This window comes from Nicoliella sp. ESL1106 (assembly GCF_058509965.1).
Genome location: NZ_CP196340.1, coordinates 746,577 through 764,700, shown reverse-complemented (window position 1 = coordinate 764,700; position 18,124 = coordinate 746,577). Strand labels below are relative to the sequence as shown.

General features: G+C 35.4%; 24 protein-coding genes. 1 reads left to right on the top strand and 23 read right to left on the bottom strand.

Going from position 1 to position 18,124, the window contains the following annotated elements:
* Nucleotide 1 precedes the first annotated feature (1 nt).
* From ligA to ACSVI6_RS03140, 4 genes are all read right to left on the bottom strand, one after another.
* Nucleotides 2-2,014 (bottom strand): NAD-dependent DNA ligase LigA, encoded by a 2,013-nt coding sequence (gene ligA, locus ACSVI6_RS03155; RefSeq protein WP_491720934.1) that lies wholly within the window; start codon nucleotides 2,012-2,014, stop codon nucleotides 2-4.
* Between the two features lie 21 nt (nucleotides 2,015-2,035).
* Complete coding sequence (gene pcrA, locus ACSVI6_RS03150) at nucleotides 2,036-4,297, bottom strand: DNA helicase PcrA (protein ID WP_491720933.1); 2,262 nt, start codon at nucleotides 4,295-4,297, stop codon at nucleotides 2,036-2,038.
* Nucleotides 4,298-4,403: 106 nt separating this feature from the next.
* A complete protein-coding gene (locus tag ACSVI6_RS03145) occupies nucleotides 4,404-5,522 on the bottom strand; it encodes an ATP-grasp domain-containing protein (RefSeq protein WP_491720932.1) in 1,119 nt (372 codons plus the stop codon).
* 23 nt (nucleotides 5,523-5,545) lie between these two features.
* Nucleotides 5,546-6,118: a xanthine phosphoribosyltransferase gene (locus ACSVI6_RS03140; RefSeq protein ID WP_491717250.1), complete on the bottom strand. Its 573-nt coding sequence runs from the start codon at nucleotides 6,116-6,118 to the stop codon at nucleotides 5,546-5,548.
* Nucleotides 6,119-6,286: 168 nt separating this feature from the next.
* Between ACSVI6_RS03140 and ACSVI6_RS03135 the strand changes: the two genes are divergently transcribed.
* Nucleotides 6,287-6,541 carry a DUF2187 domain-containing protein gene (locus tag ACSVI6_RS03135; protein WP_491717249.1) on the top strand — a complete coding sequence of 85 codons (255 nt, stop codon included), beginning with the start codon at nucleotides 6,287-6,289 and terminating at the stop codon, nucleotides 6,539-6,541.
* 170 nt (nucleotides 6,542-6,711) lie between these two features.
* Here ACSVI6_RS03135 and ACSVI6_RS03130 read toward each other — a convergent pair whose 3' ends face one another.
* The 19 genes from ACSVI6_RS03130 to rplR form a co-directional block, all read right to left on the bottom strand.
* Nucleotides 6,712-7,299 carry an ECF transporter S component gene (locus ACSVI6_RS03130; RefSeq protein WP_491720931.1) on the bottom strand — a complete coding sequence of 196 codons (588 nt, stop codon included), beginning with the start codon at nucleotides 7,297-7,299 and terminating at the stop codon, nucleotides 6,712-6,714.
* A 77-nt stretch (nucleotides 7,300-7,376) separates the two neighbouring features.
* Nucleotides 7,377-7,769: a 30S ribosomal protein S9 gene (gene rpsI / locus ACSVI6_RS03125; RefSeq protein WP_491717247.1), complete on the bottom strand. Its 393-nt coding sequence runs from the start codon at nucleotides 7,767-7,769 to the stop codon at nucleotides 7,377-7,379.
* Between the two features lie 13 nt (nucleotides 7,770-7,782).
* Complete coding sequence (gene rplM / locus ACSVI6_RS03120; protein WP_491717246.1) at nucleotides 7,783-8,226, bottom strand: 50S ribosomal protein L13; 444 nt, start codon at nucleotides 8,224-8,226, stop codon at nucleotides 7,783-7,785.
* Nucleotides 8,227-8,348: 122 nt separating this feature from the next.
* Nucleotides 8,349-9,146, bottom strand: coding sequence for a tRNA pseudouridine(38-40) synthase TruA (gene truA / locus ACSVI6_RS03115; protein WP_491720930.1), 798 nt, complete (start codon nucleotides 9,144-9,146; stop codon nucleotides 8,349-8,351).
* A 4-nt stretch (nucleotides 9,147-9,150) separates the two neighbouring features.
* Nucleotides 9,151-9,945 carry an energy-coupling factor transporter transmembrane component T family protein gene (locus ACSVI6_RS03110; protein WP_491720929.1) on the bottom strand — a complete coding sequence of 265 codons (795 nt, stop codon included), beginning with the start codon at nucleotides 9,943-9,945 and terminating at the stop codon, nucleotides 9,151-9,153.
* On the bottom strand, nucleotides 9,938-10,819 hold the full coding sequence (locus ACSVI6_RS03105) for an energy-coupling factor transporter ATPase (RefSeq protein WP_491717243.1): 882 nt from the start codon (nucleotides 10,817-10,819) through the stop codon (nucleotides 9,938-9,940). The genes ACSVI6_RS03110 and ACSVI6_RS03105 overlap by 8 nt, the downstream gene beginning before the upstream one ends.
* Nucleotides 10,789-11,628, bottom strand: a complete 840-nt coding sequence (locus tag ACSVI6_RS03100; RefSeq protein ID WP_491720945.1) for an energy-coupling factor transporter ATPase — start codon at nucleotides 11,626-11,628, stop codon at nucleotides 10,789-10,791. The genes ACSVI6_RS03105 and ACSVI6_RS03100 overlap by 31 nt, the downstream gene beginning before the upstream one ends.
* Nucleotides 11,629-11,801: 173 nt before the next feature.
* Entirely contained in the window at nucleotides 11,802-12,185 is a 384-nt protein-coding gene (gene rplQ, locus ACSVI6_RS03095; RefSeq protein ID WP_491717242.1) for a 50S ribosomal protein L17, read from the bottom strand.
* Between the two features lie 17 nt (nucleotides 12,186-12,202).
* Complete coding sequence (locus tag ACSVI6_RS03090; RefSeq protein WP_491720053.1) at nucleotides 12,203-13,153, bottom strand: DNA-directed RNA polymerase subunit alpha; 951 nt, start codon at nucleotides 13,151-13,153, stop codon at nucleotides 12,203-12,205.
* A 78-nt stretch (nucleotides 13,154-13,231) separates the two neighbouring features.
* On the bottom strand, nucleotides 13,232-13,624 hold the full coding sequence (gene rpsK / locus ACSVI6_RS03085) for a 30S ribosomal protein S11 (RefSeq protein ID WP_219054222.1): 393 nt from the start codon (nucleotides 13,622-13,624) through the stop codon (nucleotides 13,232-13,234).
* Between the two features lie 31 nt (nucleotides 13,625-13,655).
* Nucleotides 13,656-14,006 (bottom strand): 30S ribosomal protein S13, encoded by a 351-nt coding sequence (gene rpsM / locus ACSVI6_RS03080; protein WP_491717240.1) that lies wholly within the window; start codon nucleotides 14,004-14,006, stop codon nucleotides 13,656-13,658.
* A gap of 30 nt (nucleotides 14,007-14,036) precedes the next feature.
* A complete protein-coding gene (gene rpmJ, locus ACSVI6_RS03075) occupies nucleotides 14,037-14,153 on the bottom strand; it encodes a 50S ribosomal protein L36 (RefSeq protein ID WP_219054220.1) in 117 nt (38 codons plus the stop codon).
* Between the two features lie 25 nt (nucleotides 14,154-14,178).
* Complete coding sequence (gene infA / locus ACSVI6_RS03070; RefSeq protein ID WP_219054219.1) at nucleotides 14,179-14,397, bottom strand: translation initiation factor IF-1; 219 nt, start codon at nucleotides 14,395-14,397, stop codon at nucleotides 14,179-14,181.
* A 144-nt stretch (nucleotides 14,398-14,541) separates the two neighbouring features.
* A complete protein-coding gene (locus ACSVI6_RS03065; RefSeq protein WP_491717285.1) occupies nucleotides 14,542-15,198 on the bottom strand; it encodes an adenylate kinase in 657 nt (218 codons plus the stop codon).
* A 27-nt stretch (nucleotides 15,199-15,225) separates the two neighbouring features.
* A complete protein-coding gene (gene secY / locus ACSVI6_RS03060) occupies nucleotides 15,226-16,542 on the bottom strand; it encodes a preprotein translocase subunit SecY (protein WP_491717239.1) in 1,317 nt (438 codons plus the stop codon).
* The gene (gene rplO, locus ACSVI6_RS03055; RefSeq protein ID WP_491717238.1) at nucleotides 16,542-16,973 is read right to left on the bottom strand and encodes a 50S ribosomal protein L15; all 432 of its coding nucleotides are present in this window, start codon (nucleotides 16,971-16,973) and stop codon (nucleotides 16,542-16,544) included. The genes secY and rplO overlap by 1 nt, the downstream gene beginning before the upstream one ends.
* A 31-nt stretch (nucleotides 16,974-17,004) precedes the next feature.
* Nucleotides 17,005-17,187, bottom strand: coding sequence for a 50S ribosomal protein L30 (gene rpmD, locus ACSVI6_RS03050; RefSeq protein WP_491717237.1), 183 nt, complete (start codon nucleotides 17,185-17,187; stop codon nucleotides 17,005-17,007).
* 14 nt (nucleotides 17,188-17,201) lie between these two features.
* Nucleotides 17,202-17,720: a 30S ribosomal protein S5 gene (rpsE, locus tag ACSVI6_RS03045; protein ID WP_219054214.1), complete on the bottom strand. Its 519-nt coding sequence runs from the start codon at nucleotides 17,718-17,720 to the stop codon at nucleotides 17,202-17,204.
* 21 nt (nucleotides 17,721-17,741) lie between these two features.
* Nucleotides 17,742-18,098 carry a 50S ribosomal protein L18 gene (rplR, locus tag ACSVI6_RS03040; RefSeq protein ID WP_491717236.1) on the bottom strand — a complete coding sequence of 119 codons (357 nt, stop codon included), beginning with the start codon at nucleotides 18,096-18,098 and terminating at the stop codon, nucleotides 17,742-17,744.
* Nucleotides 18,099-18,124: the final 26 nt, after the last annotated feature.

The following is an 18,124-nucleotide window of genomic DNA, read 5'->3' as shown; positions in this document are numbered from 1 at the left end:
GCTAACCTTTAATTTCTGAAATAAAACGTTGTTCGTCCCAAACCGTGATGTCCAAGCTTTCCGCCTTAGTCAGCTTACTACCGGCATCCTTGCCAGCAATCACTAAATCAGTACTCTTAGAAACACTACTGGTAACGTTAGCACCATGATCTTGCAGCCAGGCAGTTGCTTCAGGCCTGGTCATTTGCTCAAGTTTACCAGTTAGTACAACTTTTTTCTGATCAAAAAATGAATTATCATTCTTCGATTCATCTGAACGGGTATAACGCATGTTAACCCCCAATGATTTTAGTTGATTTATTAATCTTTGTGCTGGAGTACTACTAAAGTAAGTCGTAACACTATCAGCAATCACAGTCCCCATTGAATTAATTGAAGCAATCGAATCTGCATCAGCTTCTTTTAAAGCGTCGATCGTTTTAAAGTGTTCAGAGATTAATCTAGCTGCTTTAGAACCAACATGTCGAATTCCTAACCCAAATAATAAGCGTTCCATAGAATTATTTCGACTATTATTAATAGAATTTAATAAGTTTTCAGCAGATTTAGGACCAAACTTATCCAAATTTAATAGATCATCCAATTTCAAACTATAAAGTCCTGCAACATCAGATAATAACTTATGATCAAAAAGTTGTTGAACGATTCTAGGGCCCAACCCAGTAATATCCATTGCATTTCGAGAAGCAAAATGAGTCATTTGCTCAGTAAGCTGTGCAGGACAAGCTGGATTAATACATCTCAATGCGACTTCGTCATCTAAATGAACCAATTTAGCCTTACAAGAAGGACATTCGGTCGGAATTAAATATGGTTTAGAATCTTTCGGTCGCTTAGTCGCAATATATTCGGATATTTCTGGAATAATATCCCCGGCTTTATGCAACTTAACGGTATCACCGATTCGAACACCCTTTTCTTTCAAATAGTCAGGATTATGAAGAGAAGCTCTCGAAACAATGGTTCCAGCTAGCTTAACTGGTTCCATAACAGCCGTAGGAGTTACGACACCAGTTCTACCGACCGTCCATTCAATATCGGTTAATTTGGTCTCTTCTTCTTCGGGAGGGAACTTATATGCAATCGCCCACTTGGGAACTTTAACGGTCGCACCAATTTGGGTTTGTAGATTTAATTCGTTCACTTTAACCACGATTCCATCAATTCCATATTCTAAGCTATCACGTTTTGCTTGATATTCATCAATATAAGAATTAATTTGATCTAAATTATTAGCAACTTGATAGCTAGGGTTAATTTTAAACCCTAAATCCTTTAACTCAGCTAACAAACCACTTTGGGTATTCGTTTTTAAATCATTATAATCAGCCACATTGTACATAAACGTACTTAAATGACGACTAGCAGTAATGCGTGGATTTAACTGTCTTAAACTACCCGCGGCTGCATTTCTGGGGTTAGCAAAAACGTTTTCTCCATTCCGTTCCCGCTCTTCATTTAATTTTGCAAATGAATCCTTAGGCATATAACATTCTCCCCGAACTTCAATCGTGATTGGACGGGTTAATTTTTGCGGGATCGAGGGAATCGTTTTTAAATTCCTAGTAATATCTTCACCAATTTGACCATTACCACGAGTCGATCCCTCAACAAGCAATCCATTTTCATAACGTAATGATATCGAGAGTCCATCAATTTTCAGTTCACAGTTAAATTGCGCTACTTCTGGGTAATTTTTTTCAATTCTAACGGTAAAATCATCCAATTCAGTTTTTGAAAAAACATCCCCTAATGATAATAAGGGAATATTATGATTCACTTTTGAAAATTGTGGTAGGACTTGTCCACCCACATTTTGAGTTGGTGAATCAGCGGTAATTAAATTAGGATACTTCTTTTCTAGGTTAACTAATTCCTGGTAAGTGGCATCATAGACAGCATCTTCAACACTAGGTTTATCTTGAACGTAGTATTCACGACTCCATCTTTTTAGTTTTGGCTTAATTTCATTTATCTTTTGCTCAGCAGCTTGTTCAGAACCTTTAGTACTCACAAACATTCCTCCTCAAAAGATTTATTCCTTAGTAATTGGTGCAAATGCTGCAAGTAATTTTTTCACACCAGTTGGAGTTGGAAATGCAATATCTAATTCCATGCTTTCACCGTTTCCGTCAACTTTCACAACGGTTCCAGTTCCCCAAGCTTTATGAGAAACCTTGTCTCCAACATTCCAAGTCTGGTTGCTAGCCCCAGTTGTTTGCTTCGTTGACTTATGACTACTTGGTCCCCGATAAGGAGAAGAATTAGCAAAACGAGCATTACGATTATTTGGACTATCAAATGGGGTTTTAACTGACCCACTAGAAGCAGTCCTTCCATTCGAGTTAACTGCATTAATTAAATCGGGGTTAATCTCTTCGATAAATTGGGAGGCTGGATTCGTTTGTCTTCGACCATATAACATTCTGGCAAATGTATTTGTTAAATAAAGTTTCTTTTGCGCACGTGTAATTCCAACATAAGCCAATCGACGTTCTTCTTCTAGCTCCTTTGGATTCTCCATTGCTTTGGAAAGTGGAAAAATACTATCTTCCATCCCAATCATAAATACGACTGGAAATTCTAGTCCCTTTGCTGCATGCAAAGTCATTAGGGTTACTTCTGGGGTATTTTCAGCAATATCATCCTGTGCTGATACTAACGATAGATCAGAAAGAAAGTCAACTAACGTACCATCATCTGAGCCATCTTGATGAGAGTCATCGAAATGCTTTGTAACTGATAAAAATTCCTCAATATTTTCAACACGCGCATTTGCTTCCAATGTCTTTGAAGCTTTTAAGGTCGATAAATAACCAGTTTTTTCTAATACGGCATTCGTTAAGTCAGTTAATGATAATTTATTTACATCGGCTTGTAGGGCTGTCATTACCGCACCAAAATTATCAATTGCCCTTCTAGCTCGACTACTAATATCATTATTTAATTCAATGTTTTGACAAGCTTCAAATACACTCCATGAGTTAGCATTAGCAAAATTAACTAGCTTTTCAATACTAGCGGCGCCAATTCCACGTTTAGGTTCATTAATGATTCTTTGTAAACTCATGGAATCACTTGGATTAGCAAGCAATGTTAAGTACGCTAAAACATCTTGGATTTCCTTACGATCGTAAAACTTATGACCACCAACAATTGTATATGGAATATTAGATTTTAAAAGGGTTTCTTCAATTACACGTGATTGTGCATTAGTTCGATATAAAACCGCAAAATCACCATATGAATAATGATTGTTACTCATTTCATTCTTAATATTTGTAACAACAAAGCGTGATTCATCAAATTCACTCTGCGCACGATAATAAGTAATTTTTTCTCCGACTGCATTTTCAGTCCATAAATTTTTATCCTTACGTTCTTCGTTATTTTGAATAACTGCATTTGCAGCGTTCAAAATTGTTTTAGTCGAACGATAGTTTTGTTCCAATAATGTCACATGCGCCTTAGGATAATCATCTTGAAAGTCTAAGATATTATTCATATTTGCGCCACGCCAACCATAGATACTTTGGTCAGCATCCCCAACTACACAAACGTTTTCGTACTTTTCACCTAGCATGTGAACGAGTCTATATTGTGCCTCGTTCGTATCTTGGTATTCATCAACGTGGATATACTTAAACTTATCTTGGTAATAATGTAAAACATCAGGGGCTTTTTCAAACAATTGAATTGTCATCATGATCAAGTCATCAAAATCAACCGATTGATTGCGATGAAGTTCTTTTTGATATTGTTTATAAACTTCACCAGTCACCTTAATAAAGGGATTTTCAGCATTATTATTATTCGATACAAACTCATTTGGCGTTTGTAAATCGTTTTTGGCGTTCGAAATCATCGATAAAATTGAACGGGGGCTGTAAATCTTTGGATCATAATCTAAATCCTTTAAAATATTCTTAATTAAAGTTTGTTGTTCACTAGTCCCAGCAATCGTAAATGATTTATCATAACCTAAAATATCAATATAACGTCTTAAAATTCTAACGCAAAGAGCATGGAAGGTAGAAACCCAAACTTCATTTCCACTAGGCCCCAATAGTTTAATGACCCGTTCTTTCATTTCTCGTGCAGCTTTATTAGTAAAAGTAATCGCCAAAATATTCCAGGGCAAAACATTATTATCCTGAATTAGATGTGCAATTCGATGAGTTAAAACACGCGTTTTACCACTACCTGCACCTGCCATAATTAATAGCGGGCCCTCAGTTTGTAAAACGGCTTCACTTTGCTTATCGTTCATCCCTGCCAAAAGTTCATTATTGGACAACGTTATTCAATCCTCTCTCAATCTCTTATCATTATTATTATAGCATAGCAATTTTTTAATAACTAATAACACAAAAGCGCCGATATAGTTAATATACCGACACTTATTAATCCCAAATTCCAGAGTTATTCACTTGCTCTAAAGTTTTATCTAAATCACTAGTCGGAACGATTACATGACCAATTGCACCATGTTCGTTCTCACCCTTGGTATAAAATACAAATTGCCAATTCGGTTTTAGGGCCCATTGACGTTTTATATCTTCAAGTTGATCTTGAGTAAACGTTCTAAGGTAAAAAGTATCATCATCTACCTTTGGATAAGTAGGTAATCCGCAAATCGATCTTAAATGACCGTCGGTGATACTTTCAACACAACGGTCGAAGATCATTGATTCTATATCTAGCCTTGGTTCAATCGATTTAATGTAGATCGTATCATTATTAGTAACCAAGAATTTTATTTTAAAGGCTCCAAAATATTTTAAATTATCAGAAACTAGATTTCCAATCCGATTCATTTCCGTTTTAACATCCGAACTCAAGGCGGTAATATTAGATGCGCTAATTAACTGCTTTCCCTTATATCTACACTGAACTAATGGAATCAACTTGGGTTCATCTTTCATCCCATTAATAATATTCAATGAATATTCAAATTCATGTTCAATATATGGCTCTAAAATGTAGGTACCCCGATCTAGCATAATCGCTGCCCTGGCAATATCAACTTGATTATGAATAATTAACTGTTGATCATTGAAAAATGATTTTTGAATCGGCTTCAAAATTGCTGGATAGCCAATTGAATCAATTGAATTATAAAGATCATTTAATTCTACGATCGTAACATAAGGCAACGTATTAACATTCAAATCATTTAAAAATGCCTGTTCAATCAGACGATCATTCATAATTTCTAAAATATCAGTTCCCTGTGGGACCCTCGTAAACTGAGTCAGATAGTTAATTAAGTCTGAATTCGTACGAATTGAATTATAGGTAATAACATCGCAACGTTGTGCGAAATCCTTTAGCTTATCGGTATCCTTTAAAGAGGCATTGATCACAAAGTCAGCAATTGAATCAAACTGATTATCAGCATTATCAGTGTACATTCCCACTTTTAGTCCGTTTCTTTTTGCTGCTGTGATTAAATTAAATGAATTGACATCATTATTAATAATTCCGATAGTATCACCGGGATAAATAAAATTATTAGTCAATTAAATCACTACTTTCAACTATTTTATTCTACAAATGTCACTTGATTATCATCAAGGGACTTCACCCTAGCAAGTGATTCTAGTTTGATTCCCTTTTCATTGATTAACTTATGACCATCTTGGAAACTCTTTTCGATCACGATTCCAACCCCTGCGATCTTAGCTCCAGCATCTTTAATAATATCTAATAAACCAGAAACAGCTTGTCCATTAGCCAAAAAATCATCAATGATCAAAACATTATCATTTGAATTAATAAAACGCTTATCAATACTAATTTGATTAGTAACTTGCTTAGTATATGAATAAACATCTGCAAAATAGATATTAGAATTATGCGTCAAACTCTTGTTCTTACGTGCAAAAACGACTGGAACGTTTAAATGAAGTCCTGCAAAAACAGCAGGAGCAATACCGGAAGATTCAACAGTTAAGATTCTAGTGATATGATCATTTTTAAACAGTCTAGCAAATTCTTGCCCTAACTCATCCATTAGCTGTGGGTCAACTTGGTGATTTAAAAAACGATCAACTTTTAGAATGTTACCTGGTAGTACCGTTCCCTCTTTTTTGATCCGTTCTTCAAGTAATTTCATTTATATTCTCCTATTCCGTGAACTATATTTATAATTCATTTTAACGAGATTTAAAATTAAAAACAATCTAATTTAGATGATATGTAGAGATTTTTAAGAAAATAAATTGACATTGTAGTTTTTTTTAGTTATATTGCAAAGGATAAAACGTTTTAGGAGATGAGCATTTTGGCTAAAAATACTGAGGTTAGTCCAGAACAAGCAAAGTACAACGTTGGAGACCAAGTATCATTTACATTAGAAAAACAGAAATTTACTGGAATTATCGAAAAGGGATATACAAATTCATTTCTCATTTCCTTCAATTCTGATGATCCTGCAATCGTTGATAAGTACCATAATAAGGTCGTTATCAATAATAAGAAGTTAAAGATGATCAAAGCAGCTCCTCGTAAAAAGGAAGAACCTAAAAAAGAAGATTAGTTAAAACGGAGAATAGATCGTAAGACCATAAAATGGTTCTTGATATAGGAAATAAAAATTTCTTATACCAAGAACCATTTTTTATTCATCATCGTTAATACGAATCCATAATTATTTGACCAACCCCTAATGAATATAGGGTCCGTCATTTTTATATTTGAAGACGTATGTCACAGTCTTCTTTGCTTATTAATGAATTTAGTTAATGGGATAGAGACTAGTGGTGTTATAACAGCAGCTATTATCGCCTCCAAAACTCCATTTGTGGTAAATACAGTTAACAAATAAGGCAAAAGTGCTTTCACATTAATGTTGTATAGTTGCTGAGCATATCCATGATAAAAAACGTAAATCATGCTCAATAACAAAACTGTATTTGTCAAAGATCCAATTATACCAGTAAGTGCCAAAATTAATTTAGAATTTTTGGCATGAAAAATACGGTTATAGATTATTCCAGCTACTAATCCGATTAAAATTCTCGGTAAAACAGACACAAGCGGATTAATAAAAACATATTGAGCTAATGGGCTAGTCGGCCAAAAGAACGCTCTTACAAACGTAATTAATCCCCAAATCGTTCCAATTAATACCCCATCACTAGTCCCTAATGTAACCGTAGCAATAACCACTGTGATTGGAATAATGGTTAAACTTAACGGGCCAATTGGAATATATCCCAATCCTGGTACTGTAGTTTGAATGATTATCAAAGCAATAAAAATGGCCCTTATCACTAATTTTGATGTATTATTCATGACTAAACTCCTTTTAAATCGAACAAAAAAACTCTGCTTCCAAACGGGAGCAGAGCCAAAATGTATAAAAATAAATTTTAACGTTTTGAGAATTGACCAGCCTTACGAGCCTTCTTCAAACCTGGTTTCTTACGTTCCTTCATCCGAGGATCACGAGTTAATAAACCAGCGCGCTTTAATGGACCACGGAAATCTGGGTCTACATCTAATAATGCACGTGCAATTCCATGACGAGTTGCTCCAGATTGACCAGAGTAACCACCACCATTAACGTTAGCAAAAACGTCATAGTTACCAAGAGTTTCAGTAACATTAAATGGTTGCATAATTACTTCTCGTAAGTTTGCAAATGGAATGTAATCTTCAACTGGCTTGTCGTTAATAACAACCTTACCAGTTCCGGGTACTAAGCGTACTCGTGCAGTTGAATCTTTACGGCGACCAGTGCCGCGATATTGTACTTGAGCCAAATTAGTCCCCTCCTTAAATTAATTTACTAATGTCTAACTTTTCTGGGTTTTGAGCTTCATGCTTATGATCTTCGCCAGCGTATACATGTAACTTCAAAAATACTTGGTGACCCAAAGTGCCATGAGGTAACATACCCTTAACTGAAGTTTCGATAAGCTTTTCAGGTGTATTTTCACGCATTTGGCCTGCAGTCTTTGATTTCAAACCACCAATATAACTGGAGTGGTGGTAGTAAACCTTGTTAGCAGCCTTACGACCTGATAATGCAATCTTTGATGCATTAATAACAATAACATTATCACCAGTATCAACGTTTGGTGTAAATGTTGGTTTATTTTTTCCTCTTAAGATTGAAGCAACAACAGTTGATAAACGTCCTAATTCGATGCCATCTGCATCGATAACGTACCATTTGCGTTCTACTTCACCTGGTTTTGCCATATATGTTGTACGCAATTTGAATTCCTCCATGTTTCTGTGTTTGTTCGACACCAACTAAAAGTTTCCGGGGCTTTATTGTGGGGCAAACAATACCAACTACCATAATACAAACATTTATCAATAAAGTCAATAATAAATTAACGTTGTTTGACTGGTAATTTAGTTGGATGCTTAGGATCATCGCCCTCATAATAAACCCGCTTTAAATATAGTCCGCTAGCTGGCGCTGTCAAGCGCGCCTGATTTCGATTTTTAACTTTAAAGAGCCGTTTAATATCGTTAACATCTCTTCTGCCAGCACCGATTTCGATTAGAACCCCAGCCATAATTCTTACCATGTTATATAAGAACCCGTTTCCATAAAATTCTAAAACAACTTCATTTTGTTGTTTATCAAGGTAACAAGTGGCTTCGTAAATTGTTCTTACATTTGTCTTAGCCGTCGATCCGGAAGCAACAAAACTCGAAAAGTCATGTTCACCAACCAAGTCGATAATTGCTTTTTTTATTTTATCAATATCTACTGGGAAACGCCAATGTCCCGTATAGAATCTTTTAAAAGGATTAATAAATTCACTTAAATCAAATCGATACATATAACGTTTTCCAGAAACATCATATCGAGCATGAAAATCATCAGCAACTATTTGAACGTTTGTAACTTCCATATCAAGGGGCAGCATACTGTTAATCCCCTTTAACATTCCAACTTCACTAATTTGATACGGAAAATCAAAATGAACTACTTGGCCCAAAGCATGAACACCTGCATCAGTGCGCCCCGATCCAAATACAGGAATTTTAGGATCTGGGTTTTTAGCCATTTTATTAACAACACTAGTTAAAACTCCCTCAATCGTTCGTTGATGGGGTTGTTTTTGAAATCCCGCAAAATTAGTGCCATCGTAAGCTAATATGATTTTAAAGCGTGCCAATTCCTCACCTCCTAAATAAAATCACTAAAATCGCAATTAGAATAAAAATCATCCAGGTGTAAAAATCAATTCTAGACATTTTATAAATATGATAACGACTCCGATTATCGCCATCCTTATAACCACGAGCTTCCATTGCTCGGCCTAATCCCTCAGCATGCTTAAAGGAACTTATAAATAATGGAATTAGAATTGGCACCATTTTTTTGGCGCGATTCAATATATTTCCCTCTTTAAAATTAACCCCACGTGAACTCTGAGCCTTCACAATTGTTTCAGTTTCATCCATCAATGTTGGAACAAATCGTAATGAGATCGATATCATCAAAGACATTGTATAAACAGGAAATTTAATTTTTTTCAATGGCATCAAAATTTTTTCAATTCCAGAAGCAATCGCAAGCGGATCAGTAGTGAGCGTCAACACCGTCGAGAAAAAAATAATTAACAAGAAACGGATAAAAATGAATCCAGCAGTTTTTAATCCATCATCAGTAATCGTTATAAAACTAAATTTAAATAACACCTGTCCAGTATTATCAAACAAAACTTGAATAATTACAGTAAAAATAATTACCCAGACTAAGGGCCTGATTCCACGTAAAAAGAATTTTAATGGCGTTTTAGAAGCCAAAACAGCCGTTAAAGATAAAATAGTCATTAGACCATAGGTAATGATGTTATTTGCAAAAAAAATAATAAAAACAAAAAATATCGATAACAATATTTTAGATGCTGGATCCATTTTATGGATAATTGAATTGCCAGGAATGTAACGGCCTAATAATAACTTATTCATTTTGATCACTCATTTTAAAATTTATTTTGGCAAGCAGTTCTGATGTCAATTCATCAGGGGTCAAAGGAAAAGATGACATTTTAATTCCAATTTTACTAAGCTCATTGGCAAATCTAACGGTTTCTGGCACTGCTAGATTCATTTTAGAAAGTAATGATTGATCCTGAAATAGTTCTCTTGGCGTTCCTTTAAAACAAAGAGCTCCATGATTTAGAACAGCTACGTAGTCAGCATATTTAGCAACCATTTCCATTTGATGAGTAACTAAGATTACAGTAATGCCATGTTTATTTCTCAAATCTGATACCAAATTCATAATATCAAATTGCCCCTTTGGATCTAATCCCGCTGTTGGCTCATCTAAAACTAATATATCTGGATTAGTTGCTAAAACTCCAGCAATTGCAACCCTTCTCATCTGACCTCCTGATAGTTCAAATGGTGAACGTTGTAATAATGAACTAGGGAGTCCAACTCGCTTAACGCTGTCTAAGGCTAACTGGTGTAGCCTATCTTCTGCAATTCCAAAATTCTTCGGTCCAAACGAAATGTCCTTTTCAACGGTCTCCTCAAATAGTTGATTCTCCGGTTGTTGAAAAACAATTCCAACTTTTTTTCGAATTCGATAAATTTCCTTTATGGCCGTTTTTGAATTTAAAATTGCATCTTTGACAGTAACAGATCCAGAGGTTGGTAACAATAACCCATTAATTTGTTGAATCAATGTTGATTTTCCGCTTCCAGTATGACCAACAAGGGCCCAAAAATCACCCTTATTTATATTAAAACTGATGTTATTTAAAGCTTTAGATTCAAATGGTGTATTAGGCTGATACAAGTAACTTACTTCTTTAAAGGAAACTGCTTGATCCATTCTATAAATGCTCCTTCATTTAAATAATAATTGGGGACACTGACTCCGTGCTGCTTTAAATTTTCCTTTATTTGAGCTGCATATGGTAATTCTAAACCCATGTTAACTAGTTTTTCAGGATTGCTAAATATTTCGTCAGGTTGATTTTCAGCGACTACTGTTCCATTATTTAAGACTAGAATACGATCTGCAAGCTTTAATTCATTTACATCATGAGTAATCGAAATAATTGTTAATCCATAATCTTGTTTCAACTTATTAATTACAGATAAAATATTTGATTTACCAGCAGGGTCTAACATATTAGTAGCTTCATCCAAAATAATTATCTTAGGTTTTAAAGCTATGATGCCAGCTAATGCAATTCTTTGTTTTTGCCCACCAGATAAATCTGAAGGTGCTTTTTGCTTAAAGTCCAGCATATCAACAGCCCTTAATGAATCATCAACAATTTGATGCATTTTATTATATTCAATTTGTCGATTCTGTAACCCAAATGCAATATCATCTTCAACGGTTGCTCCAACAAATTGATCATCTGGATTTTGAAATACTAATCCAATTTTAGTTCTAATATCCCAAACGGAATCAGGACTTAATGGGACTGATTCTACCTCAATCGATCCACTATCAATTTCAATTAAACCATCTAAAGCACTAATCAAAGTGCTTTTTCCACTACCATTATGCCCAATAATAGACAGCCATTCACCCCGCTTAACGTTAAAAGACACATCATTTATTGAATATTGATCAGAATCTGCGTATTTATATTTTAGATGGCTTACTTTAATAATGTAATCGTTGATAATAATCCCTCGGTTCTATTTTAATATAAATTTATGTATAAAAAAATCACTAACAGGTTAGTAATGCATAGATAAAAATCTATATTCGAACTAGACTCGGGATTCCCATCATCATAACGTTCTATATTACTAACCCTAGTGATTTCATTTAATATGAAATTATAAACAATTAATTAGTCAACTAATTGTAAAATAACCATTGATGCACCATCACCACGACGAGGCATGGTCTTGTACATACGAGTGTATCCACCGTTACGATCGGAATACTTAGGTGCAACATCATCAAAAAGCTTTTGTAAAGCAGTTTGAACGGTTACAGTATCGCCATCTTCTTTAGCATCAGCAATTACGTTTTGTAAGAATGCAGCTGCTTTACGGCGAGCACTAAGATCACCACGCTTACCAAGCGTAATCATCTTATCAGTTGTTGAGCGAACTTCTTTAGCACGTGCTTCAGTAGTCTTAATTTGACCATTGATTAATAATTCAGTGGTTAAATTACGAAGTAATGAACGACGATGAGCACTAGTGCGTTGTAATTTACGGTAACTCATATCTGGATATCCTCCTTTTAATCTTCTTTACGTAGGGACAAGCCTAAGTTATTTAACTTAATTTTTACTTCATCAAGGGACTTACGACCTAGATTACGAACCTTCATCATATCAGGTTCACTCTTATCAGTAAGTTCTTGAACAGTATTAATCCCAGCACGTTTTAAACAATTGTAAGAACGAACAGAAAGGTCTAATTCCTCAATTGTCATTTCTAACATTTTTTCCTTATGTGTTTCTTCTTTTTCGACCATTACCTTTGTGTTCTTAGCTTCATCGGTAAGGTTAACAAACATATTAAGGTGATCAGTTAGAATCTTAGCAGCCAAACTAACAGCTTCACTAGGTGTCATAGAACCATTAGTCCAAACATCTAGCGTAAGCTTATCATAATCAGCTTTATGACCAACCCGTGCATTTTCAACTTGGTAATTTACACGTTCGATTGGGGTATAAACGGAATCAACTGGTAAAACACCGATTGGCATTCCTTCATTACGTTCTTTATTTTCATCAGCAGAAACGTAACCACGACCCTTATTTGCAGTTAAGCGCATATGGAAAGTAGTCCCTTCTGCAACCGTTGCAATGTGTAAATCTTTATTCAAGATTGTAACATCTGCATCGGCTTCGATATCACCAGCAGTAACATTAGCTGGACCAGTCACATTAATCTCGAAAGATTTTTCAGCGTCATCTGATCCTTCAATCTTCAAATCAATTTTCTTAACATTAAGAATAATTTGAGTAACATCTTCCACAACACCCTTAATAGTAGAGAATTCATGTAAGACGTCATCAATTTGAACACTAGTAATCGCAGCACCAGGTAAAGATGAAAGTAAAATTCTTCTTAAAGAATTACCAAGGGTTGTTCCATAACCACGTTCTAATGGTTCTACAACAACTTCACCATAGTTATCGGTTTCATCAATTTTATGAATATCAGGCTTTTCAAATTCAATCATTCTTATCTTCTACCCCTTTCAAAACGTTACGAGTCAATAAAAGTTTATCACCGTTAAGCAAATAACGGATAAATAACCTTAAACCCGACGACGCTTTGGAGGACGAGATCCGTTATGAGGAACTGGAGTTACATCGCGAATAGCGGAAACTTCTAAACCAGTAGATTGAAGTGCACGAATAGCAGATTCACGACCTGAACCAGGACCCTTAACAGCTACTTCAACAGTCTTCATACCATGTTCCATTGAAGTCTTAGCAGCAGCTTCTGCAGCCATTTGAGCAGCAAAAGGAGTTGACTTACGACTACCACGGAAACCTAAAGCACCAGCAGAAGACCAGGCAATAGCATTTCCTTGAACATCAGTGATCATTACTAAAGTATTATTGAAAGTGGAGTGAATATGAGCAACACCAGATTCAATATTTTTCTTTACACGACGCTTACGTGTATTTCTTTTTTTAGTTGCCATGAGAATTATTTACCTCCTTCATAAATATTTTTTACTTACTACCCTTTTTACCCTTACGAGTACGAGCATTGTTCTTAGTGTGTTGACCTCTAACAGGTAAACCACGACGATGACGCATTCCACGGTATGAACCAATTTCTTGTAGTAACTTGATGTTCATACTTACTTCACGACGTAAGTCACCTTCAATTTTGTAACTGTCAACAACTTCACGAATTTTATCTTCTTGGTCAGGAGTTAAGTCACGAACACGAACATCTTCAGAAACGTTTGCTTTTGAAAGAATTTCTTGTGATCTTGACTTACCGATACCAAAAATGTAAGTTAAACCGATTACGATACGCTTATCACGTGGTAAATCAATTCCAGCGATACGAGCCATTAAATTACACCTCCTATATTAATAAATTAATTACTTACCTTGACGTTGTTTGTGCTTAGGGTTAGTACAAATAACCATAACCCGACCCTTACGTCTAATAACTTTACAATTTTCACACATTGGTTTTACTGATGGACGTACTTTCATTCTAATTGCCTCCTAAACAAAAGTTTTACTTAAAACGGTATGTGATGCGACCCTTAGTTAAGTCATATGGAGATAGTTCCACAGTAACTTTATCACCAGGCAAAATGCGAATGTAGTGCATCCGAATCTTACCTGACACGTGAGCCAAAATATCATGTCCGTTTTCTAATTCAACACGAAACATTGCATTAGGTAAAGTTTCTAAAACTTTACCCTCAACTTCAATGACATTATCTTTAGACAAAGAAAAATCCTCCTAAAAATTTATAGATTTTATTAATGAGCAAAAAGCCCACTTATCTCTCAAAATCCTACATACATAGGATAGTTTAGCACACAAAACGCAGCTGAACAATTATATCAACAATAAATTGATATTTAAGAGAAATTATGCTTTAAATTGATCAAGAATTTTTGTAATTGCCTTAGTAACATCTTCGATGGATTGATTACCATCAACAGTGAATAAAACATTTTTATTCTTGTAAAAATCAATTAAAGGTGTATTCATCTTAATGTTTACATCTAAACGATTCTTAACTGTTTCTGGCTTATCATCACTTCGTTGATAAAATTCATGTCCGCCACAAACATCACAAGTATCCTTAACCTTAGGCATTTTGTAAAGTTTGTGATAAGTAGCACCACAATTCTTACAAATAAATCGGCCGGATAATCTTTCAACTAATGTATTAGGATCAACATCAATATTAATCACTGCATCAATTGGTTTATTAAGTTCACTTGTGATTTTTTCTAAATCATTTGATTGTTGTAAAGTTCTAGGAAAACCATCTAACATATAACCCTTATTAGTGTCATCTTTTGATAAACGATCCTTAACGATTCCAGATGTAACTTCATCTGGAACTAAATCACCTTTATCAATGTACTTCTTAGCTTCAACTCCCATTGGAGTTTGATTTTTAATCGCAGCACGAAAGATGTCACCAGTTGAAATATGAGGAATTCCATACTTTTCAACAATATATTCTGCTTGAGTACCTTTACCAGCACCTGGAAGGCCCATTAAAATAAGATTCATTGACATAGCTATTTATCCCCTTTGATTTTATAAATCAGTTGGTCTTGGGTTCTTAATGAATCCAACGTATTCACGCTTCATCATCAATCCCTTAATTTGTCTAATTGCTTCGATTGCAACACCAACAATAATCAACAAACTAGTACCACCTAAACCAACTGATTCACTCAAGTTCCAAACGTTTTGAGCAATAAGTGGAATTAATGCAACGATTCCTAAGAAAACAGAACCAACAACACTCAAACGCATTAATAATTTAGAAATATAGGTTTGAGTTTCATTACCTGGCCAAACTCCTGGAATATAACTTCCTTGCTTTGTTAAATTCTCAGAAAGTTTTTCTGGGTTGACCTGAACGAAAGCATAGAAGAAAGTAAAGATAACGATTAGAAGTGTATATAATATGGAACCATAAATTGATTGCATATTAAATATTTGTGACATAATCTGATACCAAGTATCGTTTTGATGGTTATTCGCAAAGTAAATCAAAATTGTTTGCGGAGTCGAAATAAACGAACTGGCAAAGATAACTGGGATAACCCCAGCAACGTTAACTTTTAATGGTAGATAACTACTATCATTTGAACTAGAAACCCGTCTGGTATATTGGATCGGAATTCTTCGTTCAGCCTGTTGAACCCAGGTAACAAAAGTAACAATAATTAAAACAGCAACAAGAATTACAGCTAAGAATGCAATTCCTTGCCATAAACCAGATCCACTTTCACCCAAAATATAATCAGTATATAGTTGTTGGATTCCAACTGGAATTCTTGCAACAATACCTGCAAAGATAATCATGGAAACACCCTGACCAATTCCTCGATCAGTAATCATGTCTCCCATCCAGGTTGTTAACATTGAACCACCGGTTAGAATAATACCGATACTTACATATGTCGCAATTCCTGGGTTTTTAACAAGATTTAAACTACTTAAAGTATTAAAACCTGCAGTAATCCCAACAGATTGGATGAATGCAAGAACAACGGTCATAATTCTAGTAACCTGATTTAATTTACGTCGTCCAACTTCCCCTTGTTTTCCCCATTCCACAAATTTAGGAACGATGTCCATTTGGAGCAGTTGAACAACAATCTGAGCAGTAATATACGGTGAAACACCCATAGCGAAGATGGAGTAGTTTGTTAATCCACCACCACTAAAGGTGTTTAAAATGCTAACCAATCCAGAAGAAGAAACGCTTTGAAGTGCCTTCGCGTTTATACCAGGAACAGTAATAAATGAACCAAGTCTAAAAACAATTAGTACTCCTAAAGTAAAGAGAATTTTATTTCTAATATCCTTTATCTTAAAAGCGTTCGTTATGGTTGATAGCATTAGATCACCTCAATTTTACCGCCAGCGTTTTCAATTGCTGATTGGGCTGACTTAGAAAACTTGTTAGCCTTAACAGTCAATTTCTTAGTTAAATCGCCTTCGCCAAGGACCTTAATTCCGAACTTAACGTTTTTAACTAAACCAGCTTCCGCAAGCTTTTCAGGAGTTACATCAGCACCATCATCAAATTGATTTAATGATGCTAAGTTAACAACTGCATATTCTTTACGGTTAATGTTAGAGAAACCACGTTTTGGCATTTGACGGTAAAGAGGCATTTGACCCCCTTCAAAACCTAAACGAGTCTTGCTACGAGCTTTTTGACCTTTTTGTCCACGACCAGCGGTCTTACCTTTACTTCCGCGACCACGACCAATTCTTGATCTTGATGAACGTGAGCCTTCAGCAGCTTTTAATTCATTTAACTTCATTAAAAGTACACCTCCTTATTAAATAGATAAATTACTTAACTTGTTCAACTTTAACTAAATGTGCAATTTTGAATAATGCACCACGAACAGCTTCGTTGTCTGGTCTTACAACAGTGCTGTTAACACGATGTAAACCAAGTGCTTCAACGATTTTACGTTGCTTAGGGAGACGGTGCGTTGCACTATGAGCTAAAGTAATTTTTAATTGAGCCATCTCTAAACTCCTCCTTATTCTGCTAAGTGTTGAGCAGAAACACCACGTAAAGCAGAAACTTCTTCTGCACTCTTCAATGAAATTAAGCCTTCAAAAGTTGCACGAACTGAATTAATTGGTGTGTCTGAACCTAAACGCTTACTAGTAACATCATCGATACCAGCTAATTCCATAACGGCACGAACAGCACCACCAGCGGCAACTCCAGAACCTTCAACGGCTGGCTTCAACATGATCTTTCCACCACCGAAGATACCAACAACTTCGTGAGGGATAGTAGTTCCAACGATTGGTACTTCAATTAAGTTCTTACGAGCGTCTTCAACAGCTTTACGAATAGCTTCTGGAACTTCTTGAGCTTTACCAGTACCGAAACCAACATGTCCATTCTTGTCACCAACAACTACTAAAGCAGCAAAACGTAGACGACGTCCACCCTTAACAACCTTGGTAATTCGATTAATAGCAACAACATTATCTTCAAGTTCTAATTTACTTGCGTCAATTTGGTTCGGACGAATTTTTTTAGCCATGTGTTATCAATTCCTCCTTTTTTAGAATTCTAGTCCATTTTCACGAGCGGCTTCAGCCAAGGCTTGAACACGGCCATGGTATAAGTAACCCCCACGATCAAATACAACATTTTTAACATTTTTCTTAGCTGCGCGTTCAGCAACTAACTTACCTACAAGTTTAGCTTGATCAGTTTTGTTACCTTCACTAGCTTCGCTATCAAGAGTTGAGGCACTAGCAAGCGTCACACCCTCTACGTCATCAATAATTTGAGCGTAGATGTTTTTGTTAGAACGGAAAACGTTCAAGCGTGGGCACTCGGCAGTACCAGAGATCTTATTACGGACACGTAAATGACGACGTTGACGTGTCTTGTTCTTATCTGGTTTTGTAATCAAAATAGTCACCTCTAATTTAATATAGT